This window comes from Mycolicibacterium sp. XJ1819, assembly GCF_053483675.1.
Genome location: NZ_JBEFST010000021.1, coordinates 24780 through 50665, shown reverse-complemented (window position 1 = coordinate 50665; position 25886 = coordinate 24780). Strand labels below are relative to the sequence as shown.

The window sequence follows — 25886 nt, the reverse complement described above, 5'->3', positions numbered from 1 at the left end:
GCAGATGGGATTTCGGCGTGAGCAGTCGCGGTCAGCGCAACCCGCCACGCCGAAATCACAGGATGCGCGGCGGCTCATCCCGCGCACCGATGCCGTGCTCGCCGACCCGCGCCTCGTCTCCGCCGCCCACACCCTCGGTCGCGCGCTCGTGAAAGACGTTGTCGGACAGGCCCAACGGCAGGCTCGCGACGGCCATATCGGCCCCGACGAGGTCACCGAGTACGCCGTGGCCGCCCTGCCCAGCAGCGCCGCGAGTCTACGGCCGGTCATCAACGCCACCGGCGTCGTCGTGCACACCAACCTCGGCCGGGCCCCGCTGTCGCCGGCCGCCGTCGACGCCATGGTCACCGCCGCGGGCGCCACCGACGTCGAGTTCGACCTGCACACGGGTCGACGGGCCCGCCGCGGCCGCGGCGCGCTGAAAGCCCTGGCCGACGCGGTCCCCACCGCGCAGGCCGTGCACGTCGTGAACAATAACGCCGCCGCGCTGCTGCTCACCGCGCTGACGCTGGCGCCCGACCAGGAGATCGTGGTCAGCCGCGGCGAGCTCATCGAGATCGGCGACGGGTTCCGGCTGCCCGAGCTGATGGCGTCCACCGGGTCACGCATCCGCGAGGTCGGCACCACCAACCGCACCCACCTGCGCGACTACACCGACGCCATCGGCCCCGACACCGGTTTCGTGCTCAAGGTGCACCCGTCGAACTATGCCGTCTCCGGTTTCACGTCGACGGTCGCCGTGCCCGAGCTGACGGGTCTGGGCGTCCCGCTGGTCGTCGACATCGGCTCCGGGCTGCTGGCCCCGCACCCGCTGCTGCCCGACGAACCCGACGCCACCACCATGCTGCGCGACGGCGCCGACCTCGTCACCGCCAGCGGCGACAAACTGCTCGGCGGCCCCCAGGCCGGCCTGCTGCTGGGTGCGGCCGACATCGTCGAGCGGCTGCGCCGCCACCCCGCCGCCCGCGCCCTGCGGGTGGACAAGCTGACGTTGTCCGCGCTGGAGGCCACCATCGTGGGCCCGCCGCCACCGGTCGCCGAGGCGCTCGAGGCCGACGCCGCCGAGCTGCGGCAGCGCGCCCGCCGCATCGCCGCGCAGCTACCCGATGCCGAGGCCGTCGACTGTGTGGCCGCCGTCGGCGGCGGTGGCGCGCCGGGCGTGCAGTTGCCCAGCGCGGCGGTCAGCCTGCCGGAGTCGTGTGCTGCGCCGTTGCGGGTCGGCAGCCCCGCGGTGGTCGGCCGGCTGGAGAACGGACGCTGCCTGCTCGACCTGCGCACGGTGCCGGCCGGGGACGACGACGCACTCGTGGCCGCGGTGCGGGCGTGCACGTCATAGCCACCGCCGGCCACGTCGATCACGGCAAGTCGACGCTGGTGCAGCGGCTCACCGGCATGTGGCCCGACCGGCTGGTCGAGGAGCAGCGCCGCGGGCTGACGATCGAGCTGGGCTTCGCGTGGACGCAGGTCGACGGTGAGCAGTTCGCGTTCGTCGACGTGCCGGGGCATGAACGCTTTGTCGCCAACATGCTGGCCGGTGTCGGGCCGGTGCCGGCGGTGATGTTCGTCGTCGCCGCCACCGAAGGTTGGATGCCGCAGTCCGAGGAACACTGCGCCGCACTGCGGGCCCTCGGGGTGCGGCACTGGCTGGTCGCTATCACCAAGACCGACCTCGCCGACCCGGCCCGCGCGATAGGCCAAGTGCAGGAACGGCTTCCAGACGCGTCGATTGTGCTGGGCAGCGACCTCGACGCGGTGCGCGCCGAACTGCTGGGTCTGGCCGCGCGATTGCCCCGGCCCGACCTCGACGCCGACGTGCGACTGTGGGTCGACCGGTCCTTCACGATCCGCGGCGCGGGCACCGTGGTCACCGGCACGCTGGCGGCCGGAACGCTGCGCGTCGGCGACGAACTCGAGCATGCCGGCCGACGTGTCGGCATCCGCGGGCTGCAGTCGCTGGGCCGCGACGAGCCCGCGGTGCAGGCGGTGGCGCGGGTCGCGGTGAATCTGCGCGGTGTGGACCACCGCGACATCGGCCGCGGTGACGTGCTGTGCACCCCGGCCGCGTGGTTGGACACCGCCGAGATCGACGTGGCGCTGCGGTCGGCCGACGAGCTACACCGAAACGTGGTGTTGCACATCGGGTCTGCGGCGGTGCCGGTGCAGGTGCGGCCTTTGGGGCAGGCCGCGCGGCTGCGGCTGGCGCGCCCGCTGCCGTTGCGTATCGGCGATGTCGGGCTGCTGCGGGACCCCGGCGCGCACCGCATCGCCGCAGGCGTCGAGGTGCTCGATGTGCGCCCGCCGCCGCTGCGCCGACGGGGTGCGGCGCGGGTGCGGGCCGCCGAGTTGGCCTCGGGGCGGGCCGGGCCGCCGGTGTGCGCCCGTGCCGACGAGTTGCGCGCCATGGGTTTCCCGGCCGACGGACAGCGGGTCGGCGACTGGGTCGTCGACCAGACGTGGTGGACCGAGCGGCGTCATCAAATGATGACGGCGCTGGACGAATGGTCTGCCCGCAACGACGTCGCGGCGGGCATGCCGCTGGAAACCCTGCGCCAACACCTCGACATCCCTACGGTCGATCTCATCCCTGCCCTGCTCGACGGCACCGGCCTCGTACTCGTCGACGGGCGGGTGCGCAGGCCCGACACCGCTCTGCCGCAGCGCGTCGACGAGGCCGTGCGCACCCTCGAGGAGCGACTGGCCGCCGAACCGTTCCGCGCCCCGGAGGCCGACGAACTGCGCGGGCTGGGCCTCGGCCCGCGCGAGCTGGCCGCCGCCGTGCGCGCCAAGCGGCTGACCAAGATCGCCGACGGTGTCGTCCTGGGGCCCGATGCGCTGGAGCGCGCCGTCAAGATCCTCACGACACTGCCGCGGCCGTTCACCGCCGCCGAGGCCAAACGCGCGCTGAACACCACCCGTCGGGTCGCGATCCCGCTGCTCGAACGCCTCGACGCCCAAAGGCTCACCCGACGCGGCGAGGACGGCACCCGCACCCTGGGCTAACGCACCGCCTTGATCACCTGTACCAGGTTGAACTGCCAGCGGTCGAGCAACTGAAACCCTAAGCCCTGCACCATCGGAAAGGCCGGGGTGACGGCGAACGGCATCGGGTGCTCGGCCTGCGTGATGATCCACACCTCCGCGCAGTGCTCCAGCGGTCCCACCGACGCCTCCGGCACGAGGTTGGTGTCGAAGACCGCGTCGCGGTCGGTCGCCCGCTGCCACAGGCTGACGTCGACCAGGTCACGGAAGGCGTCGGGACGGGCGGCGAGCAGGGGCCGCATGGGCGCGGGGTGAAACGTCACGGTGTCGTTGACCAGCAGGCAGTCACCGGGCGAGGCCCGCGCAGAGATCAGGTCGGCCACCGCGCTGTAGTCCATCCCGTACTTCGCATACGAACCGCGTTGCACCACAACGTGATTGTGTGCGGCGACGACGCCGAACAATGCCACCACCGCGGCGGCCAGCCAGCCCGAACCCGCCACCGCGACAATGCACACCCCCAGCAGCAACGCCATCGCGGGCGCGGTGAAGCTCAGATAGCGCGGCGTGTAGAGCGGCTCGACGATCGCCGAGTACCCCACGATCAACACCGTGGGCACCACCAGCCACCCCACCGCCAGCACCAGAGGCTCACGGTCCACCGGCCGTGCCCCGCACAGCCACATCACCACCGCCGCCAGCACCACCAGCCCGGCCAGCGCCGCGAAGTACGGATTACGGTCGAAATACTGTTGCACCGCAACGTCTTCGAAGGTCCGCCACCCGATCGGCGTGATCCAGCTGATCTGGTTCACCTGACCGGCCACCGTCGCGACAAACGGCACCGCCGCCGCCAGCACCGTCGTCGAGGCCGCCGCGAACGGCACCACCGCCGACCGCCGGAACGCCACCACGAACACCGCGTGCGCGACGAACAGCAGCGCCAGATACACGTCGAGCAGGACCGACACCGCCAGCAGCGCGCCGTAGGCGACCCACGGCCACCAACCCGTCCGCCGCGTCGCCCACACCAGCACCACGGCCAGCCACACCGCGAACATCATCGACAGCGCGTACGGCCGCGCCTCGATGCCCGCCCACGTCGTGCGCGGCAGGACCGCGCACATCACCCCGGCCGCCGCGCCCACCGACCGCGACGACAACTGCGCGCCCAGCACCACCACACCCGCCGCGGCGGCCCCGACCGCCAGCCCGCTGGGCGCCCGCGACCAGAACTCGGTGGGCGCAAACAGCTGAAACCACCCGTGCATCAACAGGTAATAGAGGCCGTGCACGGCGTCGACGTGGCCGAGCATCTGCCACAGCTCACCCAGCGATCGGCTGTAGGACGCCGAGATCGTCGCGGCCTCGTCGTACCAGAAGGACGGCCATCCGGCACCGAACAGGCTCACCGCGGCGCCGAACACCGCGACGAGCAGCGGGTCCAGCGCCGCCGGAACCCGCGGCTTTACCAGACGCGGATCCAATCGACGAGCATCACCGACGGATAGGGCGCCCTGGCGGGATCGCCGCCGCCGGAGCCGCCGACCGCGAGGTTGAAGATCGCCTGCAGCCAGTAGCCGGGGATGCCGAACGGCCACCGCAGGTCGTCGGGGCGGCCGTGCACCGGAATCGGTTTGGCGGGAACGTAGAAGTACGGTTCGGCGCCGTCGGTGTAGTCACGCCAGAACCGGAACCCGTCCTCGGCCCAGTTGACCCGCCAGGTGTGCCAGGCGGGGTCGACCAGTTCGGGAATCGACTTGCCCTCCCACGTCTTTCCGTTGGAGGCGGCGTGCACGGTGGTGCCCGGCGGCCACAGCCCGTTGCCGTAGTACTCGACGATGTCGACCTCGCCGTCGGGCAGCGGATCCTGGTTGAGCAGCCAGTAGGCCGGCCACAGCCCGGGGTGCATGGATTCGAACTTGATCCGCGACTCCCAGGTGGTGTTGATCTGGCCGCGGAAGTGGCTGAGCACCTTACCGCTGAAGTACTGGTCGCCTTCGCGGGTGGCGCACAGCACCAGGTTGGAGTTGCCGTCGACGAACACGTTGCGGCGGTCGTCGCGGTAATGGCCCGCGATCGGCGGGTCGACGGGGTCGTCCCAGGTCTGGATGAGCCACTTGGCCGGATCGGGGGCCGAACCGGCCGGGCCGTCGAACTCGTCCTGGAACAGGTAGCCGCCGGTGGAGGCGGCGTCGGGGACCGGTTGCATCGGCGGCGACGGCCGAGGCGGCGCAGCGTTCGCCAATCCAGCGGGTAGGGCGGCGGCGCCCAGGGCGGCGATTCCGGTCATCAGCATCATGTTGCGACGATCGATTTCAGGCACCCCCGCACGATAGAGGGTCGCGGTGATGATCACCGCGCTTTGGCCGACCCGACGCGCTGACGGCCACGCGAAAGGATGATTGGATCGGGGTAAGCCGGGTAGAGGAGACGTCGATGGTGATCAAGAAGCTGATCCAGTCGTGGCCGGTGTACCGCCAGCTCACCGGGCAGGACCCGCTGGGCCGGGGTAAGGCCGCCCAGTCGCAGCGATCGGCCGCGCTGACGCCGCGCACCTCCGATGCCGACCACGTGACGAAGTCGGTGTGCCCGTTCTGCGCGGTCGGCTGCGCGCAGAACGTCTACGTCGAGGACGGCAAGATCATCCAGATCGAGGGCAACCCCGACAGCCCGATCTCCCGAGGACGGCTGTGCCCCAAGGGATCTGCGAGCAAACAACTGGTTACCGGTCCGCAGCGGTTGACCAAGGTGCGCTACCGTCCGCCGTACGCCAACGATTTCCAGGAGATCGACCTCGACACCGCGATGCACATGGTCGCCGATCGGGTGCTCGACGCCCGGGAGAAGGGCTGGCAGCAGTTCGACGCCGACCGCCACACCCTGCGCCGCACGCTGGGTATCGCCAGCCTGGGCGGAGCGACGCTGGACAACGAAGAGAACTATCTGATCAAGAAGCTGTTCACCGCGCTGGGCGCGCTGCAGATCGAGAACCAGGCGCGTATTTGACACAGCGCCACGGTTCCCGGTCTGGGAGCCTCCTTCGGTCGCGGCGGGGCGACGGACTATCAGCAGGATCTCGCCAATTCGGACTTCATCGTCATCATGGGCTCGAACATGGCCGAGGCCCATCCGGTCGGGTTCCAGTGGGTGATGGAGGCCAAGGCGCGCGGCACGCAGGTCGTGCACATCGACCCACGGTTCACCCGCACCAGCGCAGTCGCCGACCGCTATGTGTCGCTGCGCGCGGGCAGTGACATCGCGTTTTTGGGCGGGGTGATCAACTACATCCTGTCCCACGAGTTGGACTTCCGCGAGTACGTCGTCGCCTACACCAACGCGTCGTTCCTCGTCGACGAAAGGTTCGCGGACACCGAGGATCTCGACGGGTTGTTCAGTGGCTACGACGGCGACTCCGCCTCCTACGACACCACGACGTGGCAGTACGAGAGCACCGAACCCGAGGAGGGCGGGGCCGGCGCCAAGGAACGCAGCGAACCCTACGAAAGCGGTTCGGGCGGGCCGCCGGTCGAGGGGACCGCCGACGGCATCCCCAACGATCCGACACTGCAGCATCCACGCTGCGTGTATCAGATCCTCAAGCGGCACTACGCCCGCTACACCCCGGAGATGGTGGAGCGGGTGTGCGGGGTGCCGGCGGCGGACTTCCTGGAAGTGGCGAAGGCGTGGGCGCGCAACTCCGGACGCGAACGCACCTCGGCGCTGGTGTACAGCGTGGGCTGGACGCAGCATTCGGTGGGCGCGCAGTACATCCGCGCCGGATCGATCATCCAGTTGCTGCTGGGCAACATCGGCCGCCCCGGCGGTGGGGTGATCGCGCTGCGCGGACACGCCAGCATCCAGGGCTCCACCGACGTGCCGACGTTGTTCAACCTGCTGCCGGGCTATCTCGGGATGCCCGAGGCGGGCCACGAGACGCTGTCGGACTACCTCGACGACATCATGGGCACGCACCAGAAAGGCTTCTGGCGCAACGCCGATACCTACATGGTGTCGCTGCTCAAGGAGTACTGGGGCGCACACGCCACCGCCGAGAACGACTTCTGCTTCGACTACCTGCCGCGCATCAGCGGCGATCACGGCACCTACCGCACGGTGATGGACATGGTCGACGGCAAGGTGTTCGGCTACTTCCTGCTGGGCCAGAACCCGGCGGTCGGTTCGGCGCACGGACGGTTGCAGCGCCTGGGCATGGCCAACCTGGACTGGCTGGTGGTGCGCGATCTGGTCGAGATTGAGAGCGCGACGTTCTGGCGGGACGGTCCGGAGGTCGAGACCGGTGAGATCACCCCGCAGACGTGTCGCACCGAGGTGTTCGTGTTCCCGGCGGCCTCGCATGTGGAGAAGTCGGGCACGTTCACCCAGACCCAGCGGATGCTGCAGTGGCGCGACCAGGCCGTCGAGCCACCGGGCGACGCGCGTTCTGAGCTGTGGTTCTTCTACCACCTCGGCCGGATCCTGCGCGAAAAGCTGGCCGGCTCAACCGATGAGCGCGACCGGCCGCTGCTGGAGCTGGCGTGGGACTACGCGATGGATGGCGACGAACCGTCGGCCGAGGACGTGTTGCGCCGCATCAACGGCGTCGACCTGACCACCGACCGCGCGCTCGACGGCTTCACCGAGTTGAAGGCCGACGGCAGCACGGCGTGCGGGTGCTGGATCTACAGCGGGGTGTACGCCCAGGAGATCAACCAGGCCGCGCGGCGCCGGCCGGGCAGCCTCGACGAGTGGGGCTGGGTCTGGCCGATGAACCGGCGGGTGCTCTACAACCGCGCGTCGGCCGATCCGCAGGGCAGGCCGTGGAGCGAGCGCAAGAAGCTGGTCTGGTGGGATCCCGACAAGGGCGAGTGGACCGGTCATGACGTGCCGGACTTCGAGAAGACCAAACCGCCGGACTACGTGCCCGAGCCCGGCGCGGTCGGCGTGGACGCGCTGCGCGGCGACGACGCGTTCATCATGCAGGCCGACGGCAAGGGCTGGTTGTTCGCGCCCGCCGGTGTGCTCGACGGACCGTTGCCGACGCACTACGAGCCGCACGAATCCCCCATCCGCAACCCGCTTTACACCCAGCAGGGCAACCCGGCGCGCAAGGTGTACGGACGCGCTGACAACCCGTCGCACCCGTCGCCGCCGGAGGGGCGCGGCGAAACGTTCCCGTTCGTGTTCACCGCGGCCCGGTTGACCGAACATCACACCGCCGGCGGGATGAGCCGCCAGTTGCCCTATCTCGCGGAACTGCAACCGGCGTTGTTCGTCGAGGTGTCACCGGAGCTGGCAGCCGAACGCGGCCTGACTCACATGGCATGGGCGCACGTGGTGACCAGCCGCGCGGCGGTGGACGCGCGGGTGTTCGTCACCGACCGGATGCGTCCGCTGCGCATCGAGGACCACGTGGTGCATCAGGTGTGGATGCCGTACCACTGGGGCCATAGCGGGCTGATCGACGGCGACGTGGTCAACGACCTGCTCGGGGTGGTGGCCGACCCGAACGTGTTCATCCAGGAGAGCAAGGTGGCGACGTGTGACATCCAGCCGGGCCGACGACCGCGGGGCCCGGCGCTGTTGGCCTACCTGGCGTCCTACCGGCAGCGTGCGGGTATCACGGTCGACACCGGCACCAACCTCGACACCACCCAGCCCTCGACCGACCACACCGAGGAAACACCATGAGCGAGAACAGATTCTACGGGCCGCTCGACGACGTGGCGGGTGAAGCCGGCTACCAGGACGCGCCGCCGCGGATGGGGTTTTTCACCGACACGTCGGTGTGCATCGGCTGCAAGGCGTGTGAGGTGGCGTGCAAGGAGTGGAACGCGGTGCCCGTCTCCGGGGACGGGGACGGGTTCAACCTGTTGGGCATGTCTTTCGACAACACCGGCGAGCTGGGCGCGAACTCGTGGCGGCACGTGGCGTTCGTCGAACAGCCCGCTTCGCCGGCCGTCGACCTCGGGATGCCGGGCTTCTCGAAGCCCGGTGACGAGTCCGGGTCCGAGACCCGCACGGACTTCCGGTGGTTGATGAGCAGCGACGTCTGCAAGCACTGCACCCATGCGGGATGTCTGGACGTGTGCCCGACGGGCGCACTGTTCCGCACCGAGTTCAGCACAGTCGTTGTGCAGCAGGACATCTGCAACGGCTGCGGGTACTGCGTGTCGGGCTGCCCGTACGGGGTGATCGAGCGACGTGAAGGCGACGGGCGGGCGTGGAAGTGCACACTGTGCTACGACCGGTTGCGCGACGGGCTGGAACCGGCGTGCGCGAAGGCGTGTCCGACGGACTCGATCCAGTTCGGCGTGCTCGACGAGTTGCGGGAACGCGCGGCGCTGCGCGTCGAGGAGTTGCACGCGCGCGGCGTGGATTCGGCGCGGTTGTACGGCCACGACCCCAATGACGGTGTCGGCGGCGACGGCGCGTTCTTTCTGCTGCTCGACGAACCCGAGGTGTACGGGCTGCCACCGGATCCGGTGGTGCCCACCCGCGACGCCGGCGCGATGTGGCGGTATGCGGGCATGGCGGCCTCGGCGTTGGTGGGGATCGCGGTGTCGGCGTTCGTCGGGCGGCGAAGCTGATGGCGCGCGAGCAGTTGGCGGTGCCGCGGGCGGAGTTCCGCTCGTACTATGGGCGGCAGATCCTCAAGACTCCGGTGTGGGACTGGCGGATCGCGGCGTATCTGTTCTGCGGCGGGCTGTCCGCCGGCGCGGCGATGCTGGCCGCAGGTGCGGATGTGACCGCGCGGCCCGGGTTGCGGAAGGTGAGCCGGATCGGTTCGCTGGCAGGCATTTTGGCGAGCCTGTACTTCCTCATCGCCGACCTGGGCCGCCCCGAACGGTTTCACCACATGCTGCGGGTGGCCAAGCCGAGCTCGCCGATGAGCATGGGCACCTGGATTCTGTCGGCGTACGGGCCGGGGTCGGGACTGGCGGCGCTGGCGGAGCTGATGCCGCGACGGGTGAGGTCGACGCGACTGGGCCGGCTGGTGGACACCGCGGCGCGCCCGGCGGGGTTGTGGGCCGCGGCGACGGCGCCGGGCGTGGCGTCGTACACGGCGGTGTTGTTGTCGCACACCGCGGTTCCGGCGTGGCGGGACGCGCACCCGTATCTGCCGTTCGTGTTCGTCGGATCGGCGGCCGCCAGCGGCGGCGGGTTGGGCATGTTGTTGGCGCCGATGCAGGAGACGGGCCCGGCGCGGCGGATGGCAGCCGTGGGAGCGGGGCTGGAGGTTGCGGCGTCGCGGGTGATGGAGCAGCGGCTGGGGGTGTCGGGCGAGGCGTACGCGACGGGTCGGGCGCACCGGCTGCGTCAGCTCTCGGAGGTGCTGACGGTGGGCGGGGCGGTGGGCGCGCTGGTGGGCCGGCGGCGCGGGGTGGTCGCGGCGTCGGGGCTGGCGCTGCTGGCGGGCAGCGCGCTGCAGCGGTTCGGGGTGTTCGAGGCTGGTGTCGAGTCCACCCGCGACCCGAAGTACGTCGTCGTGCCGCAGCGCGAGCGGCTGGACGCGGAGCAGCGTGTCCGCAGCTAGCCCAGCTACGTGCGACGCTGGCCGGTGACGCGGCTACAGCTACCAAATATCTCCAGTTGAACGCAATCTAGCTGGCGAGATATTTTTCACAGCAACGCTGATTCTTTGGCTGTCGGTGCCATCCGCTAACCTCGCCGCTCGTAGTGATCGCTTCGAGTGAAGAGGTAAGCAGTGACCGCATCAGCGCCACCAGGTTGGTATCCGGATCCGTCGGGCTCGGGCCGGCAGATGTACTGGGACGGCCAGGCCTGGACGACGCCGCCTGCCCCGGAGGCTCCGAAGAAGAGTTCCAATGCGGGCAAGGTGGCTTTGGCCGTCGTCGCCGTCCTCGGCTTCCTGCTGCTGGTCGCGACGTGCGGAAGCGACGAGGACGACAGTGCGGCGACGTCCAGTTCGACCACGTCCACGTCAACGACGCCCGCGGCCCCGTCGGAACCGGCGACCCCGACCGCCGCGCCGGCTGGGTCGGCCGTGCGGGACGGCAAGTTCGAGTTCCGCGTCCTCGAGATCACTCGCGCCGCGGAGGCCGGTGACCTCAGCAACCCGTACATGATCGCGAAAGCTCAGGGCGAGTTCATCATCCTGACGCTGTCCGTCACGAACATCGGCAACGAACCGCAGTCGTACTTCGGCGCGAACCAGAAGCTCATCGACACCTCGGGCCGGGAGTACGGCGCCGATTCCGAGGCCGGCATGTGGATGAACGAATCCGACGGCATCATGAGCGACATCAACCCGGGCAACAGTGTGCAGGTGCGGGTGGCCTTCGACGTGCCGCCGGGCACTCAGCCCGCAGAACTCGAGGTGCACGACTCGATGTTCTCCGGTGGGGCCAAGGTTCAGCTCTGACAGCGGCACTCCGGGGTAGCACCTGTCGGCGTGCCAACCTCTGAGCGAGTTTGTCGCTGATGTTGGGACGGCCGGTAGTAGTCAGGCGGTGTCCGGCCGCGGTGTCACCCCTCGGGCTCACCCTCTTCCTCGGGTAGCGACGGCGAGGTCTCCAAGGAGGTCGTGGTCGTCGGGGTGGTCGTCGTCGGAGTCTCGGTCTCGGTCGGGCTGGTGGTCTCCGCCGGTGCCGGCGACGTCGTCGCGGGCGAGGTGCCCGTGGCCGGGGGCACCGGAGCCGTCGTCTCGGTGATCGTGGTGGTCTCGGTCGTCTCCGGCGTCGTGGCCTGGGCGCTGGCCGGTGCCAGCACACCGCAGGCCACCCGGCTGCCGGCGTCGCCGGTGGCCAGCGTCTCGGCGTCCGGGCCGGGCACACCGTTGACGGTGTAGCGCGGCGGGATGTTGGCGAAGTTGTCGGGGCGCTCGTGCAGCATCAGGGCGGATCCCTCGGGCCCGCGCAGGTCCTCGATGGTGAACGAGTCGGTGGTGGCGACCAGCCGCGCCGACCCGTCCGCATGCACCTCGACCGGGGTCAGATCGCCGACGGCGGGATGACCGCTTTGATCGCGCATGTGCAGGTGACCGCCGGCGGAGAGGAAGTCGCCGGGCTCACCGCCGGTCGGGGCGACGCTGTTGGCCTCACACCTGCCGAACTCGTGGATGTGGAAACCGTGGAAGCCCGGCGAGAGCAGGCCGGCTTCGGTGGTCTCCAGCGTGATCGTGGCGGTTCCGTTCGCGAACTCGATCTTCGCGTTGGCCACGGTTCTGCCGTCCGCGGTCTGCAGATCGGTGGTGATCGTCTCGGCGTCGGAGGTGGGACTCGTGGTGGGCGAGGTGGTCTCGTCGGCGGCTTGTTCACCCTGGCAGGCGGCCAGGAACGCGACGGCGACGGGGGCTGCGATGACGGCTACGGCAGTTTTCGACTTGGACATGGCCCATGGGTTACCCACGTCACACCGCGGCTATGCCGGCGTCACCGCGCGCGGCGTTTCGCCACGTGCCTCGCGGGAATCAAACGACGATGGAAGATCAGTGGGAATGCGCCGTCGTCGGCGGCGGGGCGGCCGGGCTGAGTGCTGCGCTGGTGTTGGGCCGGGCGCGTCGACGCACCGTGGTGATCGACGCCGACGAGCAGAGCAACCGGGCATCGTCGCTGATCGGCGGCCTGCTCGGCTACGACCAGCGCCCGCCGGCCGACCTGTATGCCGCGGGCCGCCGCGAGTTGTCGGCGTACCCCAGCGTCGAGTACCGCCACGGGCGCATCAGCGGCGGCCGTCGTGTCGAGGGCGGTTTCATCCTCGAACCCGAGGACGGCGACCCCATCCTCGCCCGCCGGGTGATCCTCGCGACCGGTATGCAGTACTGCCCGCCCGATCTACCCGGCGTGGCCGAACTGTGGGGCACCTCGGTGTTCCAGTGCCCGTTCTGCCACGGCTGGGAGATGCGCGACAAGCGGCTGGCCACGCTGGCCGCGGGTGAGGAGGCTGTGCACGCGGCGCTGATGCTGCGCGGCTGGAGCGACGACGTCGTCGTCCTCACGGACGGAAGAACCGACCTCTCGCCGGCCGACAAAGACCTCCTGCAATCCGCAGGGGTCGTCATCGACGACCGCCGTGTCGCCGAATTGGTCAGCGAAGAAGGACAATTGAGCGCCATCGCGTTCGCCGACGGCACCCGGCTGGCCCGCGACGGTCTGCTGGTGGAGGCGCCGCTGCGCCAACGCTCACCGCTGGCCCGACAACTCGAGGCCGAGTGCTCTCCGGGCCCGCTGGCCGCCGACACCATCGCCGTCGACGACCTGCACCGCACCAGCGCGGGCGGGGTGTTCGCCGCCGGCGACGTGTGCGCCGAGCAACCGTATGTGGCGGGCGCGATCGCCGCCGGTTCGCAGACCGCGATGATCGTCGTGCAGAGCCTGCTGGCCGACGAATTCGGCCTGCCCTACCCGCCGACCTGAGGCCAGGCATAATCTCGCAGCAAGCTCACTGCGAGATGGGAGAGTCGGCCGTGTCAGACAACCGGGTTGATCCGGACTGGTACCCCGACCCCGGCGGATCAGGCGGCGAGCGGTGGTGGGACGGCCAGGCGTGGACCAACATCACCCGCGAACCCCACCCGTCGCGCCCCGCGAACGTGCCCGGCCGGGCCGGGTGGTATCCCGACCCGGACGGCAGCGGCGCACAGCGCTGGTGGGACGGATACCAGTGGACGCCCCAGCGCATGCCCGCTGTCCAAAACCCGTATGGCCCAGCCGGTTACCCTCCGCACACCTCCCAGTCGTGGTTGCAGAGAATCAAGGACACCGGGCCGCGGCAGGTGCAGAAGGGCAGCTCGCGAGCGGTCGCCGGGATCGCGATCATTGCCGCGGGGCTGGCGTTGTTCCTGTCGGCCCTTCTGGAGTGGGGCAGCACCATGGTGGGCGGCTACCGCATCGCGATGAACGGCTTCGGTCAGGTCACCGTGTCGGGGCCCGACGACGTGCTGAGCTCCTTTCTGCGGCGGCAGTTGCAGGCCGACGTCGAATCCGCCGTGCAGAGCCCCGGTGTGTGGGTCGCGTTCGTGGGGGTGGTCTCCGTCCTCGCCGGTGCGGCGTACCTGTGGACGGTGTGGCGAAGCCATTCGGCGCTGGCGGTGACGATCCTCGGCGGCATCGCCTTCCTGGCGTCGGTGGGCAATTTCGTCAACCTCGCGGCGATGATGGGCCACACCGCGTCCTACTCCGAGGATTACGCCGTCGGCTTCGGTCTACTGGCCGCCTGCGCGTTGACGTTCGCGCTCGTCGCACTCGGCATCACCGCGTTCGTGCTGGAACGCATCTCACTGAACTCGCGTTGACCGGCCGGGGGCGCGGCGGCGTCGTTACTCTCGAGCATCTTGACATTGTCAACATTGAGGAGCCCGGGATGGACGCCACGCGCGGCTGTCGATGCAGAACGTCCTGCCCGCGCAGTATCCGATCGTCGGCGTGCAGGTCGAGCAGCTCATCGAGCAAGAGCACCGGCTCGGGCATCTGCTGGACTTCGGGCTGCTCGCCGCCCGCGTGGACGCGTTGTACGCCTCGGCGGCCCGCGACCTGCAGGAGCCGCGGCTGTTGGAACGGCCGAGTGGCTGGCATCGCTGACCAGGCCCCGGCTGGTGACGGCGTAAGCTGCCTTGCGGGGGCGTCATCGCAGGTCGCCGACAGCAAAGATGCTGTGATCCAACATCATTCGTGGCGGCCGCCGAGATCGCGTTAGCCGGCTCCGCGATTCGGGAACGCTTCCAGTTGACGCACTGAGGACGGAAGGACGTGCATGTGAGCTCCCCGAAAGGCGGCTCTCGGCTGGGCACCCGGTTCGGGCCCTATGAGCTGCAGTCTCTGATCGGGGTCGGGGGAATGGGCGAGGTGTACCGCGCCTACGACACCGAACGTGAGCGGATGGTCGCGATCAAGCTGTTGCGCCCGGACATGGCGGCCGACCCGAGCTTTCAGGAGCGGTTTCGCCGCGAGTCACGCGTGGCTGCGCGCCTGCAGGAACCGCACGTCATCCCGGTGCACGACTTCGGCGACATCGACGGCGTGCTCTACATCGACATGCGGCTGGTCGAGGGCGCCAGCGTCAAGGATCTGCTGCGCACCAACGGTCCGCTGCCGCCGGCGCGGGCGGTGTCGATCGTCACGCAGGTCGCCGCCGCGCTGGACGCCGCGCACACCAACGGCCTGGTGCATCGCGACATCAAACCGGAGAACGTGCTGCTCACCGCCGACGACTTCGCCTACCTCGTCGACTTCGGCATCGCCCACGGCGGCGGCGAAGCCACGGTGACCAAGACCGGGCTGGTGATCGGCTCGTGCGCCTACATGGCGCCCGAACGCATCAGCGGTGAACGCGGCGGCCCGCCCTCCGACATCTACTCGCTGACCTGCCTGCTCTACGAATGCCTGACCGGGCGCGCGCCGTACGAATCCGGCGATCTGCGCGAGATCATGGGCGCGCACCTGTTCTCGCCGCCGCCGCGGCCCAGCATCATGCGCCGCGGCGTCAGCCGGGCGTTTGACGACGTCGTCGCCACGGGCATGGCCAAGAAGCCCGCCGACCGGTACGCGACGGCAGGCGACCTGGCCGCCGCGGTTGCGGCCGCCGACCAGGCACCCGCGCCGATCGCCGCACCTGCTCCGCCCTCGGTGCCGCCTCCCGCCACCAGGCAGTTCTCCTCGGTCGACCCGAACCCCGCCCGGACGGCCTATCAGCAGGCGTTCACCCCGGCGCCGCCCCCGACGCGCAAACCGCGGCTGGGGCGCGGACAGATCGGGTTGATCGCGGCGACGGTCGCATTGCTGGCGACGGCCGTGGCGCTGGCCATGGCGTTGGCGTTCGGTGGCGAGGATGGGCAGGCGACGCCGCAGACCCGCCTGGCGGCGCCGCCGTCGACCTCGCAGACCACCACCGCGCCGTCGCCCAGCCGGGGACGGATCGCCGGGGTGTCGGGCACCGACGCGCAGGGCTTCGTCGGGCACACCGCCCGCTGCGATGCGGGCAGCACACCGGCGGCCCTGATCAGGACGGCGCAGTCGCTGGCGGTGATCTGCGAGAAGGCGCCCGGTGACTACTACTACCGCGGTGAGCGGCTGCGCGACGGCGCCAACGTCGAGATCGCGAACGTGCGACGCTCGGGCGACGGGTTCGTGGCCGTCAACCCGGCCGACGGCGCGCGCTACGACGTGCAGCCGGACATGCTGACGATCTCGAGCAACGGGTCGGTGGACTCCGCGGAGCCGGCGCTTGAGTACGGCCCGTCGGACCGTTGACGTTTTGGCACGGTTTGTACTGGTCGTTCGCTAAGCTGCCCGATGTCAGGGGCACATCGCGGATGGGGGAGCCCACCATGGACAACCGTAAGTACGCCCGTGCGAGCGCAGAAGCCCGCGCACAGGAGATCGCCCAGGACGCCGGCCGGCTGCGGGAGTTCGAGACGTTCTCGAAGTTCTCCGACAACGACCTCAAGCGTCTGCTGGAGGCCGCCCACCGCACGTCGACATCGGGACCGTGGCCGCTGATTCAAGAGCAGACCCCCTCGGATGCCTGCTACATCCTGCTCAGCGGGGAAGCCGGGGTCTACGTCGGCCACGACCGGATCGCCACGGTCGGGCCGGGCGAGGTGATCGGCGAGTCGGTCCTGCGCGGGGCGCTGCGCAACGCCACGGTGACGACGACCGGGCGCGCCGAAGTGCTCCACATCGCGCGTGACGATCTGCGGCGTCTCGTCGACGAGCTACCGGCGTTGCGTGAGGCGATGGACGCGACGGTGGCCCGCCACGCCCCGCGAGAGGCGACCGACTCGGCCTGACCCGGGGCCCCGAGGTTTGGTGCCCATGCCGGCGGGGGTAATTCGGGTGGATGGAACGGCTGAGCGCGTTCGACGCGAGTTTGCTCTACAGCGAATCGCCCAGTGTCCCACTGCATGTGTGCTCGATCGCCGAGTTGGACACCACCACCATCCCCGGCGGCTATAGCTTCGAGGGGATCCGCGAGCATCTGGCGTCGCGCATGCAGGGGCTGCCGGAGTTGCGCGCCAAATTGGCCAACAGCCAGCTGAACCTGGACCACCCGGTGTGGGTGGAGGACCCCGATCTGGACGTGTCGCGGCATCTGCACCGCGTCGGGCTGCCCGCGCCGGGCGGGCGCGAGGAGTTGGCCGAGGTGTGCGGGCGCATCGCGTCGACGCCGCTGGACCGCAGTGAGCCGCTGTGGGAGATGTGGGTGATCGAGGGCGTCGACGGCAGCGATCCGCATGACGGTGGTCCGGTGGTGTTGATGATAAAGGTGCATCACGCCGCGGTGGACGGGGTGTCGGCGGCCAACCTGATCGACCAGCTGTGTGATGTCGAACCCGATGCGCCGCCACCAGATCCGGTCGAGGGGCCCGGCGGTGGGGCGCCGTTGGCGATCGCCGCCGACGGGTTCATGCGGTTTCTCACCCGGCCGTGGGAGTTGACGCGGGCGGTGCCGGCGGCGGTGTCGACCGTCGTCAGCACGATCGGTCGGGCGCGCAGTGGTCGGGCGATGGCCGCGCCGTTCAGGGCGCCGTCGACGGTGTTCAACGCCGAGATCACCTCGGACCGCGCGGTCGCGTTCGCGCAGCTGCCGTTGGACGACGTCAAGCGGGTCAAGGACCGGTTCGGCGTGAAGGTCAACGACGTGGTGATGGGGTTGTGCGCGGGGGCGCTGCGGGGGTATTTCGAGGGTCGCGGCGAGCTGCCCGAGCGGCCGTTGGTGGCGGTGGTGCCCAGTCCGGTGCACGACAAGTCCGACCGGCCGGGGCGCAATCAGCTCTCGGGGATGTTCTGCAACCTGCAGACGCAGATCGCCGATCCGGTGCAGCGGCTGCGGGTGATCGCCGAATCCAGTTCGCGGGCAAAGGAACACAGCGCGGCGATCGCGCCGACGCTGCTGGCCGATGTGACCCAGGTGCTTCCGCCTGCGGCGTTCGGGGTGGTGCTGGAGGTGATGTCGCGCACGCCGTTGAAGACGGCCGCGATTCACAATGCGGTGATCTCGAACGTGGCGGGCCCGCCGACGACGCTGTACGCGATGGGCGCGCGGATGAAGTCGCTGTTCCCGCTGGGGCCGATCTTTCACGGCTCGGGGCTCAACATCACGGTGATGTCGTTGAGCGGCAAGCTCAATGTGGGCATGGTGTCCTGTCGGCAACTCGTCGACGACCTGTGGGATCTGGCGGACCGCTTCGAGACGGAGTTGGCTGAGCTTGTCGGCAAGCGCCGCAAAGAGAAGTAATGTGGCACGGTTCCGCCCCCTGACCACGCGCTAAGCAGGGCCGGTGAGTGCGCGTGTACCGTTGAATAGTTGGAGATCCAGCCAGTCCCGGGATGTGTCAGCTGCCTAGCCGTTGACCGCGCCGAGCAATCGCTCACGCCGGGCATGCAGGTGACAACCGCCAGTTGGGATCACCCTTGACTACGCTATACACCCTTCCGGGTAGAACGACGCCCGTTGCCGGGATAGAAGGCCCAGACGCCCCGAGCGTCGGCATCCTGAGCACATATCCACCGACACCGTGCGGGCTGGCGACCTTCAGCGCCGCACTGGCCAAGGGCTTGACCGCACACGGTGTCGACGTCAGCGTCGTCCGACTGGCCGACGGCAGGTCTTGCGCGAGCGCACGTGTCGTAGGCGAGATGGTCAACGGCTCAACCGTATCCGCCCTCAGGTGCGCCGAACTGTTGAACAAGAGTGACGTCACCGTCATCCAGCATGAGTACGGCATCTACGGAGGTGTCGACGGAGACGAGGTCGTCGACATCATGGACGGGCTGCGCGTCCCTTCGATCGTGGTCGCCCACACCGTCTTGAAAGATCCGACGCCACACCAGCGTTCGGTGTTGGAAGAGGTGGTGGCGCGGGCGGATCAGGTAATTGTGATGTCGGAGGCGGCCAACCAGCGGCTGCGCGGCGGGTTCGGCATCGACGGCCGCAAGGTCGTCACCATCCCGCACGGCGCGGCAGTGCCGGCGGGCGCCGCTCGCTCCCGGGGCAGCCGACCGATTGTGTTGACATGGGGTCTGATGGGCCCGGGCAAGGGCATCGAGCGGGTCATCGAAGCGATGCGTTCGCTCAAGGATCTGCCGGGACGGCCGCGGTATCTGGTGGCGGGCCGCACTCACCCGAAGGTGCTGGCCGCCGATGGCGAGGCATACCGCGATGCGCGGATCGAGCAGGCGCGCCGATGCGGTGTTGCGGACTCGGTGCACTTCGAGACCGGTTACCGCAACGTGGAAATGTTGACGGTTCTGGCGCAGTCCGCCGCGGTGGTGGTCCTGCCCTACGACTCGACGGATCAGGTGACCTCCGGTGTGCTGGTCGATGCGATCGCGAGCGGTCGGCCCGTGGTGGCGACCGCGTTCCCGCACGCGGTCGAGTTGCTGGCGACCGGAGCGGGCATCGTCGTCGATCATGACGATCCGGCTGCACTGGCGACCGCATTGCGCCAGGTGCTGACGCGACCTCGTCTCGCAGGCGAGATGGCCGCAGAGGCCAGACGTCTGGCGCCGGAGTTGGCGTGGCCGGTGGTCGCCGGCGCGTATCTGGCCATGGCCCGCCGGCTTCTGGCGCAGCGTCAGGCCAGCGAATGACCGCGGTGTCGCCGGCGCCGGTCTTCGACCATCTGTTTCGGCTGTCGGACCGCCGCGGCACCTTTGAGCACGCCGAACTCGCCGAGCCGCGGCCCGAACATGGTTACTGCACCGACGATGTGGCGCGGGTACTGGTCGTGACGACCCGAAACGAGGAGCCCGACCGCGCACTGAACGGTCTGGCGGGCGTCGCGTTGCGCTTCCTCGACGATGCGATAGCGCTGAAGGGTGCCTGCTGCAACCGGATGGACAGCTCCGGCAATTGGATCGACGAGCCGGCGTTGGAGGATCCGTGGGGCAGGTGCGTGTGGGGGTTGGGGACCGCTGCGGCGCGCAGCAAGGTCGTCTGCGCCCAGCAGTCGGCCCTCGTGCAGTTTGACCGTGCGGCACAGGAAAGGTCGGAATGGCCGCGCGCAATGGCTTTCGCCGCCCTGGGCGCCGCCGAAGTCCTCGCGCTCGACCCGCAACACCGCGCGGCACGCGTGTTGCTCACCGACTATGCCGCCACAGTGCCGGCCCCGAACGAGGACGCGGCATGGCCGTGGCCCGAGCCGCGGCTGAGATACGCGAACGCCGTTCTGCCCGAGGCGATGATCGCCGCCGGGGCCGCGCTCGACGATTCGGCGCTGTGCCGGCGCGGTCTGGATCTGCTGGCATGGTTGATCGACAACGAAACGGGCGACGGCCATCTTTCGCCCACACCGGTTGCGGGCAGAGGTCCCGGGGACCGCCCGCCCGCGTTCGATCAACAGCCCATCGAAGTGTCCACGCTCGCCGACGCGTGTGCGCGCGCCGCCGCCGTCGACGCCGACAACCCGATCTGGCGGGACGGTGTCGTGGCCGCGGCCCGATGGTTCATGGGTGACAACGACGCGGGACAGCTGATGTGGGATCCGCACACCGGCGGCGGATACGACGGATTGCACGCTGACGGGGTAAACCGCAATCAAGGCGCCGAGTCCACGCTTGCGCTGATTTCGACCTCGCAGCACGCACAGCAATATCGAACTGTGTCCCAGTGACATCGGTGCGGCCCGGTTTGGCGACCCGCCGGGCGCTGCGGCTCGAGTCGGATCGGTCGAGGGTGATCACCAGGCTGTTCGTGCCCGGCCAGGAGGGGTTCGAGCACCAGGACTCCCGTGCCGGCGCCGTGCTGAAACGCATCCTGGCGCTCGACGAGGACGAGGTCCGTACTTCGTTGGATGACGTCGTCACCCGCTTCGACGGGCGGCACCGCGATCTTGTCGGGACCTTCCGTCGGCATGCGCGTGAAGTTGCCGACCGTGTGGACCGCGCCGGTGAGCTTTCCGAGGCACGAATGATGTTGCTGGGGGCGGTCTTCACCAACGAGTACGCGATCGAGGGCGCGGCCTTGTGCAACCCGAGCATGGTCGCTCATCCCGATCAGAGCGGCGTCGCGGCGGGCGGCCTACGGTTCGTAATGAGCGTGCGCGGCATCGGCGAGGGCCACATTTCGTCGATCGGGTTCCGGACCGGTGTGGTGGACAGCGCCGGCGAGGTGGCGCTCGACGATCGGGCCGCCTTCTCGACGGTGGGATCCAGCGTGCCGACATTGCTGGACGGTGCGGTGATCCGCAGCGAGCTACGCCGACTGCACGGCAGCGGCGAGGCCGCCGACTACGTTCTGGATGCGCTCGGTGACCAGTTCACCACGGTCGATCTGGAAGAGCAGCTGTCCATGCTGGCAAGTCACCGGGCGACGCGGGGCCGTGCGGCCGAGACAATTTCGTTGATCCGGGTCATTGCGTCGCGAACCTACGGCATCGAATTCACCGACGACAGCGTGCTTTCCGAGCGGGTGCTGTGGCCTGCGACGAGCGCCGAGGCCGGCGGCATCGAGGACGCGCGCTTCGTGCGCTTCGCTGACGACGACGGCACAGTGACCTTCTATGCCTCCTACACCGCTTACAGCGGATCGCATATCAGCCAGCAACTGTTGGAGACCACGGACTTCCGGGCGTTCACGTCGACGCCGATGGTGGGCCCGGCGGCGGCGAACAAGGGTCTCGCGCTGTTCCCGCGCCGGATCGGGGGACGTTTCGCGGCGATGTCCCGGTCGGACCGGGAATCGAATGCGGTCGCGTTCTCGCCGCATCCGTTCGAGTGGGCGGACTCTGCGCCGTGCCAGCAGCCGGCGCGGGCGTGGGAGACATTGCAGCTGGGAAACTGCGGTCCACCCATCGAGACCGAGGCCGGGTGGCTGGTGCTCACCCACGGTGTGGGCCCGATGCGCACCTACCGGATCGGCGCGTTGCTGCTCGACCTCGACGAGCCGACGCGGATCGTCGGTCAGCTGGACCAACCTCTGCTGAGCCCGGCCGCCGACGAGCAGGATGGGTATGTGCCGAACGTGGTGTATTCGTGCGGTGCGCTACTGCACGGAGACGTGCTGGTGGTGCCGTACGGCATCGGCGACGCGGCGATCGGTTTCGCGACCGTGCCGCTGGGTGAGTTGGTGGTCGCACTCCAGTCCTGACGGTGGCCGGAGGCGACGCGGGATCGAACACACCAGCGAGAATGGGTGTAGGGTCGAAGGTATCGGACAGCTCGGTTTCGAGCGAAACATGTTCGATTGAAAAGGAACTCCCATGAGTACTCCCACTGAGCTGCGCACCCCGTACACCAAACGTGTTGAGTTGGTAGCAGAAACCATCAAGGCTCACTCGAAGCTCGGGGACAAGGCTGCAAGCGAATTGGCGGTGCAGGTTCTGCATACGCTGAATTCGATCCCCGAGCAGATTCGCTAGCGTCCGGGCCTGAAACGTGGCCACGACGAGCGAAACTCAGGACGAGCGGAGGATCGTGTGCCGTGACGAGGTGATTCGCGTGGGTGCGGGGTTTGTGGCGAACGAGCGCTCGCTGGTCCGGGGTTCGCTTTCAGCGCTCGCCACCCATCTGGGCCGCTGGGATCCGCGCGATGTGGATATCGAAGTCGGCTTTCGCCGCGCGGCGATTCGTCACCCAAGCCCATGACATACCTCGCTGAGGGGCGAACGTTTTCAACCGTCGCCGAGATGCGCCGCGGCGGCGTTGGGCGGCGGACCCAGCGCAGCGAGGACGACGCGGCTCACGCGGTGTGGGAGTCCGAGGGCGGCGCGTTGGACATCAGGTGCGGAAACGCATCGTCGCGGCGCTGAAACGACAGGATGTCGCGGTTGAGGATGACGCCGTCGCGAATTTCAACGGCGCGATGGATGGTCGGGCTCGCTTGCCAGGCCGCCGGGCCGGCCAGGAGGGTGTCCAGGTGCGGCAGCAAGGCCTCGCTGACCTCCCACGTCGCTGATTTCCACAGGTACGAGGGGCTGTGGTCGACCGCGTAGTAGTACACGCCGTTCGCCAACTCCCGCAGCGGTTCGACGAACGTCGTCGGCTTGGCCCAGCTGAAGCCCATGCCCACATCGCAGGAGACGTCGACGATCAGGCTGCCCGGAGCGAACGTGGCCAGGTCCTTGTCGGTGGCGAAGAGCAACGGGTTGCGGGGGTCCTGCAGTACGCAGTTGACGACGATGTCGTTGTCGGCGAGAACGCGGGCGACGGGTACGACACCGGCGTCGGGGGTGTCCGCCCACGTCTGTTCGGGCGTGGTTCCGGCGTCTTGTCCCATCTGGATGATCTGGGTGGAGTGAATCGGCGCGGCGACCGCTGCGACGTCGCGGTTGGTCAGCACCCGCACGTCGTCGACGCCGTGGGAGCTCAGGGCGGTGACCGCGCCGCGGGCAGTGGCGCCGAACCCGATGACGGACGCGCGCAGGCGCTGGCCGTAGTTGCCGGTGACGCCGATCAGTTGCATGGCGTGCAGGACTGAGCAGTAGCCGGCGAGCTCGTTATTCTTGTGGAAGACGTGCAGCCCGAAGCCGCCGTCGGCCTGCCAGTGGTTCATCGCCTCGAAGGCGATCAGCGTCAACCGTCGGTCGATGGCGACCTGAGTCAGGCCGGTGTTCTGGACGCAGTGCGGCCAGCCCCAGACGACCTGTCCGACACGAAATTCGGTCAGATCCGGCGCCTCGACCTTGGGCAGCAGGATAACGTCGCAGTCGGCGATGAGCTGTTCGCGGGTGCGGATGCCGCCGACGAGGCCGGCAAGCGCGTCGTCTGTGGCACCGAAGTCCGCACCGTAGCCGTGCTCGAGGAAGATCCGGTCCCGGATTGTCGGATCTATCTTGCTGAAGTGGCCCGGGTGAATGGGTAGTCGGCGCTCGTCCTGCTTGCGTGAGCGCGACAGGACACCGAGTGAAAGCGGTTGCGTATCAGCGGTGTTCGTCACTCGGTGGTGCCGCTCACGTGGCGCCGTCGGCCCGATTCTGGTGTTCGAGCTTGGTGTCACGGCCACGGTCGGCCTGCGCCGCCTGGTCGTGCCGGTGTGTGTCAGCGAGGCGCGCGTCGGCGGCGCGGCTCGCGGTGGGTTCTGCGCCCATCAGGCGTTGTCCGAACCTGAGTGTGGCCACTGCGGCGGACTTGATGAGACTGATAAGTCGGGATTCGATCTTGGCGATCATGAGATTCTCTAATCTGCAGGTAGAACCCAAGTACACCGTCAATTAGTTTGTGTGTCAACAATAAATGAAACAGGCGGCGGGCTCGGATCAGGAGATGTCAGTCGTAGATGACGGCTTCTCCTCGGCGCCGGAGGTCGGCCAACGTGTCCTGCATGGCTTGCAGCTGTTCGGGTGTGTGCCCGACCCAGTCGGTTAGCTCGCCGACAATGCGCACGGGTTCGCGGGTGCGGTAGGAGCGGGTCGGGTTACCGGGGAGCTTCTTGTCCGTCACATTGGGGTCGTCCTCGACCGGGCCTAGCGGCTCGACGACGTAGATGTGGCCGGGCCCGTCGCCCGCGCCCAGCTCGGCGCCCCACACCGCGGCATCGAGGGTCTGGGTGATGTAGACGTGGTTCATGATGCGGCCGTCTTCGAAGTTCGACGGACGCCCGGGCACCAACAGATCACCGATCTTCAGGTCGGCCTTGGTGCCGTGCAGGTAGGCGCCGGACTCGTGGACTTCGAAGGGTTTCGGGGTGTGCGGCACAGCGGGTCTCCGTCCGTCGTGGTTCGTGGCCGGACGATTGTGCGTCACCTCAGGGGCCTTGCCGCAAGCCCCGGGTCCGGTCGTACAGTGAGAGTGAGACGAGACCTCGGGGCCGATGCGGCCGTCAGTTGTAGTCAGTGCTGCCCTCGACGGGGTGTGTGGCACTGACCAGTTTCGCGAAGCAGTGGTCTCGGTCGAATCCGACGCTGCTGCACCACGCCAACGCACCCTCGGCGCTGGGGAAGGTGGAACCCGCGATCGTCACCCAGAAGTTCGATTCGGAGAACGTCGACCAGTTACCTGACCACAGCAGCCGAACGCCGGGGTAAGTCTGTCGGAGCTGCTCGTGCTCGGCCAGTATCGCCGCGTGGGTCCACGTGCGTCCTTCGGCGACCAGTCCGAGCCGCTTGGCACTCAACTGCGGCACCCAGCGATCTGCGAGAGACGCAGCCACGATCGGCTTGTCGCTCGTGGCGATCGCGCGCAGTTGATTCCCGCTGGCGGACTCGGCATCGGGGACGGGCAACGGCGCAACCGTCGGGTACGCCGGTCGCGGCGCGGGACGGAAACTCGTGCTCTCGATGATGTTGGCCATCAGCGACGGCACGGTCGCCGAGCCGCCGATCTGGGTGTCGTAGGTGAGCGCCCCGTCGACCTCGACGTACATCGTCACCCTGTCCTTCTCGACGAAGTCAGAGGCCATACCTGCGTCGTGGGCGGTGACGAAGGTGTTCTGGTCGTAGTCGTAGACGTCGGTCACCGGCGCGGGGCCGGTGTCGGCGCGGAAGGACGTCGCACCGGTCGCGGAGTCGAACTGAGTGATCACCCCGTAGACGATGATCTTCCGGCCGGCCCACCCGTCGGGGTCCTTGGCCATGAGGGCGAACTCACGCGCGCTCAGCGACTCGTATGTCGACCGGTCCAGGCGGGCGGCCTCGAGGGCGCGCCGCCGCCCGGTGTCCACACCGGCAGGCTGCGGCGTCGTCGGCTCCACCGCACTGGGGGCGCTTGCGACAACGGACGGTGACGGGCTGGAGGAGACGGTCTCGGCGGGATCGGATCCGCCGACCTGAAGACCGAGCAGAACGCCGACCGCCAGCACGAGAACCGCAATGAGCCCGGCTAGCGAGGCAGCGAGTATCGGAGTTCTTCTGCGGCGCTGAGGATCTGGACCGTCGTAGTCGTCAGGCCACGGGACGGTTGGCTGATGCTCGTGGTAATACTGGGGATAAGCCATTGCGGTGTCCTTCGATGCGGAGTCGGTGCCGGGTATTGCTGGGGCGCACAACTCCACCGCGTTCGGGTGTGGAT

At 68.9% G+C, this 25886-nt stretch carries 24 protein-coding genes; 17 read left to right on the top strand and 7 right to left on the bottom strand.

Annotated features, from left to right (window positions below; translation table 11 throughout):
• Window positions 1-4: 4 nt before the first annotated feature.
• Together selA and ABQE89_RS21555 are read left to right on the top strand one after the other, a co-directional pair.
• The gene (gene selA / locus ABQE89_RS21560; protein ID WP_448420401.1) at window positions 5-1336 is read left to right on the top strand and encodes an L-seryl-tRNA(Sec) selenium transferase; all 1332 of its coding nucleotides are present in this window, start codon (window positions 5-7) and stop codon (window positions 1334-1336) included.
• The gene (locus ABQE89_RS21555; RefSeq protein ID WP_448420399.1) at window positions 1324-3000 is read left to right on the top strand and encodes a SelB domain-containing protein; all 1677 of its coding nucleotides are present in this window, start codon (window positions 1324-1326) and stop codon (window positions 2998-3000) included. Before selA ends, ABQE89_RS21555 begins: the two co-directional genes overlap by 13 nt.
• On the opposite strand, the gene ABQE89_RS21550 is transcribed toward ABQE89_RS21555, so the two are convergent.
• Window positions 2997-4466, bottom strand: coding sequence for a glycosyltransferase family 39 protein (locus ABQE89_RS21550; RefSeq protein ID WP_448420398.1), 1470 nt, complete (start codon window positions 4464-4466; stop codon window positions 2997-2999). The two genes, ABQE89_RS21555 and ABQE89_RS21550, sit on opposite strands and share 4 nt — an antisense overlap.
• Window positions 4448-5296 (bottom strand): glycoside hydrolase family 16 protein, encoded by an 849-nt coding sequence (locus ABQE89_RS21545; protein WP_448420529.1) that lies wholly within the window; start codon window positions 5294-5296, stop codon window positions 4448-4450. Before ABQE89_RS21545 ends, ABQE89_RS21550 begins: the two co-directional genes overlap by 19 nt.
• Before the next feature lie 122 nt (window positions 5297-5418).
• Between ABQE89_RS21545 and fdh the strand changes: the two genes are divergently transcribed.
• The 4 genes from fdh (at window position 5419) to ABQE89_RS21525 (ending at window position 11365) form a co-directional block, all read left to right on the top strand.
• Complete coding sequence (gene fdh, locus ABQE89_RS21540) at window positions 5419-8670, top strand: formate dehydrogenase (RefSeq protein ID WP_448420396.1); 3252 nt, start codon at window positions 5419-5421, stop codon at window positions 8668-8670.
• The gene (locus ABQE89_RS21535) at window positions 8667-9569 is read left to right on the top strand and encodes a 4Fe-4S dicluster domain-containing protein (RefSeq protein ID WP_448420394.1); all 903 of its coding nucleotides are present in this window, start codon (window positions 8667-8669) and stop codon (window positions 9567-9569) included. The genes fdh and ABQE89_RS21535 overlap by 4 nt, the downstream gene beginning before the upstream one ends.
• Entirely contained in the window at window positions 9569-10516 is a 948-nt protein-coding gene (nrfD, locus tag ABQE89_RS21530; protein ID WP_448420392.1) for an NrfD/PsrC family molybdoenzyme membrane anchor subunit, read from the top strand. The genes ABQE89_RS21535 and nrfD overlap by 1 nt, the downstream gene beginning before the upstream one ends.
• 171 nt (window positions 10517-10687) lie before the next feature.
• Window positions 10688-11365: a DUF4352 domain-containing protein gene (locus ABQE89_RS21525; RefSeq protein ID WP_448420390.1), complete on the top strand. Its 678-nt coding sequence runs from the start codon at window positions 10688-10690 to the stop codon at window positions 11363-11365.
• A 104-nt stretch (window positions 11366-11469) separates the two neighbouring features.
• Here the strand turns inward: ABQE89_RS21525 and sodC are convergent, their stop codons facing one another.
• Window positions 11470-12333, bottom strand: a complete 864-nt coding sequence (sodC, locus tag ABQE89_RS21520) for a superoxide dismutase[Cu-Zn] (RefSeq protein WP_448420388.1) — start codon at window positions 12331-12333, stop codon at window positions 11470-11472.
• 89 nt (window positions 12334-12422) lie between these two features.
• On the opposite strand from sodC, the gene ABQE89_RS21515 reads away from it, so the two are divergent.
• The 11 genes from ABQE89_RS21515 (at window position 12423) to ABQE89_RS21465 (ending at window position 22526) form a co-directional block, all read left to right on the top strand.
• Complete coding sequence (locus ABQE89_RS21515) at window positions 12423-13358, top strand: NAD(P)/FAD-dependent oxidoreductase (protein ID WP_448420386.1); 936 nt, start codon at window positions 12423-12425, stop codon at window positions 13356-13358.
• 50 nt (window positions 13359-13408) lie between these two features.
• The gene (locus tag ABQE89_RS21510; protein WP_448420384.1) at window positions 13409-14236 is read left to right on the top strand and encodes a DUF2510 domain-containing protein; all 828 of its coding nucleotides are present in this window, start codon (window positions 13409-13411) and stop codon (window positions 14234-14236) included.
• Between the two features lie 91 nt (window positions 14237-14327).
• Entirely contained in the window at window positions 14328-14522 is a 195-nt protein-coding gene (locus ABQE89_RS21505; RefSeq protein WP_448420382.1) for a hypothetical protein, read from the top strand.
• A gap of 174 nt (window positions 14523-14696) precedes the next feature.
• On the top strand, window positions 14697-16190 hold the full coding sequence (locus tag ABQE89_RS21500) for a serine/threonine-protein kinase (protein WP_448420380.1): 1494 nt from the start codon (window positions 14697-14699) through the stop codon (window positions 16188-16190).
• A 77-nt stretch (window positions 16191-16267) separates the two neighbouring features.
• A complete protein-coding gene (locus ABQE89_RS21495; protein ID WP_448420378.1) occupies window positions 16268-16729 on the top strand; it encodes a cyclic nucleotide-binding domain-containing protein in 462 nt (153 codons plus the stop codon).
• Between the two features lie 50 nt (window positions 16730-16779).
• A complete protein-coding gene (locus ABQE89_RS21490; protein WP_448420376.1) occupies window positions 16780-18177 on the top strand; it encodes a WS/DGAT/MGAT family O-acyltransferase in 1398 nt (465 codons plus the stop codon).
• Window positions 18178-18401: 224 nt separating this feature from the next.
• A complete protein-coding gene (locus ABQE89_RS21485) occupies window positions 18402-19532 on the top strand; it encodes a glycosyltransferase (protein ID WP_448420527.1) in 1131 nt (376 codons plus the stop codon).
• Complete coding sequence (locus tag ABQE89_RS21480) at window positions 19529-20554, top strand: glycosyltransferase (RefSeq protein ID WP_448420374.1); 1026 nt, start codon at window positions 19529-19531, stop codon at window positions 20552-20554. Before ABQE89_RS21485 ends, ABQE89_RS21480 begins: the two co-directional genes overlap by 4 nt.
• On the top strand, window positions 20551-22029 hold the full coding sequence (locus ABQE89_RS21475; protein ID WP_448420372.1) for a glycoside hydrolase family 130 protein: 1479 nt from the start codon (window positions 20551-20553) through the stop codon (window positions 22027-22029). Before ABQE89_RS21480 ends, ABQE89_RS21475 begins: the two co-directional genes overlap by 4 nt.
• A 112-nt stretch (window positions 22030-22141) precedes the next feature.
• The gene (locus ABQE89_RS21470; protein ID WP_448420370.1) at window positions 22142-22300 is read left to right on the top strand and encodes a DUF6307 family protein; all 159 of its coding nucleotides are present in this window, start codon (window positions 22142-22144) and stop codon (window positions 22298-22300) included.
• 16 nt (window positions 22301-22316) lie between these two features.
• Complete coding sequence (locus tag ABQE89_RS21465) at window positions 22317-22526, top strand: hypothetical protein (RefSeq protein WP_448420368.1); 210 nt, start codon at window positions 22317-22319, stop codon at window positions 22524-22526.
• 94 nt (window positions 22527-22620) lie between these two features.
• Here ABQE89_RS21465 and ABQE89_RS21460 read toward each other — a convergent pair whose 3' ends face one another.
• The 4 genes from ABQE89_RS21460 to ABQE89_RS21445 form a co-directional block, all read right to left on the bottom strand.
• Window positions 22621-23817, bottom strand: a complete 1197-nt coding sequence (locus ABQE89_RS21460; RefSeq protein ID WP_448420366.1) for a N(5)-(carboxyethyl)ornithine synthase — start codon at window positions 23815-23817, stop codon at window positions 22621-22623.
• A gap of 13 nt (window positions 23818-23830) precedes the next feature.
• Window positions 23831-24049 carry a hypothetical protein gene (locus ABQE89_RS21455; protein WP_448420364.1) on the bottom strand — a complete coding sequence of 73 codons (219 nt, stop codon included), beginning with the start codon at window positions 24047-24049 and terminating at the stop codon, window positions 23831-23833.
• A gap of 97 nt (window positions 24050-24146) precedes the next feature.
• Window positions 24147-24575, bottom strand: a complete 429-nt coding sequence (arr, locus tag ABQE89_RS21450; RefSeq protein ID WP_448420362.1) for an NAD(+)--rifampin ADP-ribosyltransferase — start codon at window positions 24573-24575, stop codon at window positions 24147-24149.
• A 124-nt stretch (window positions 24576-24699) separates the two neighbouring features.
• Entirely contained in the window at window positions 24700-25812 is a 1113-nt protein-coding gene (locus ABQE89_RS21445) for a hypothetical protein (RefSeq protein WP_448420360.1), read from the bottom strand.
• Window positions 25813-25886: the final 74 nt, after the last annotated feature.

Coding starts and splice junctions, on each gene's coding strand:
- ABQE89_RS21480 (WP_448420374.1), top strand. CDS start 19,529: ATGACCGCGGTGTCGCCGGCGCCGGTCTTCGACCATCTGTTTCGGCTG.
- ABQE89_RS21490 (WP_448420376.1), top strand. CDS start 16,780: ATGGAACGGCTGAGCGCGTTCGACGCGAGTTTGCTCTACAGCGAATCG.
- ABQE89_RS21535 (WP_448420394.1), top strand. CDS start 8,667: ATGAGCGAGAACAGATTCTACGGGCCGCTCGACGACGTGGCGGGTGAA.
- ABQE89_RS21495 (WP_448420378.1), top strand. CDS start 16,268: ATGGACAACCGTAAGTACGCCCGTGCGAGCGCAGAAGCCCGCGCACAG.
- ABQE89_RS21505 (WP_448420382.1), top strand. CDS start 14,328: ATGCAGAACGTCCTGCCCGCGCAGTATCCGATCGTCGGCGTGCAGGTC.
- ABQE89_RS21455 (WP_448420364.1), bottom strand. CDS start 24,049: ATGATCGCCAAGATCGAATCCCGACTTATCAGTCTCATCAAGTCCGCC.
- ABQE89_RS21515 (WP_448420386.1), top strand. CDS start 12,423: ATGGAAGATCAGTGGGAATGCGCCGTCGTCGGCGGCGGGGCGGCCGGG.
- ABQE89_RS21470 (WP_448420370.1), top strand. CDS start 22,142: ATGAGTACTCCCACTGAGCTGCGCACCCCGTACACCAAACGTGTTGAG.
- selA (WP_448420401.1), top strand. CDS start 5: ATGGGATTTCGGCGTGAGCAGTCGCGGTCAGCGCAACCCGCCACGCCG.
- sodC (WP_448420388.1), bottom strand. CDS start 12,333: ATGTCCAAGTCGAAAACTGCCGTAGCCGTCATCGCAGCCCCCGTCGCC.
- nrfD (WP_448420392.1), top strand. CDS start 9,569: ATGGCGCGCGAGCAGTTGGCGGTGCCGCGGGCGGAGTTCCGCTCGTAC.
- ABQE89_RS21445 (WP_448420360.1), bottom strand. CDS start 25,812: ATGGCTTATCCCCAGTATTACCACGAGCATCAGCCAACCGTCCCGTGG.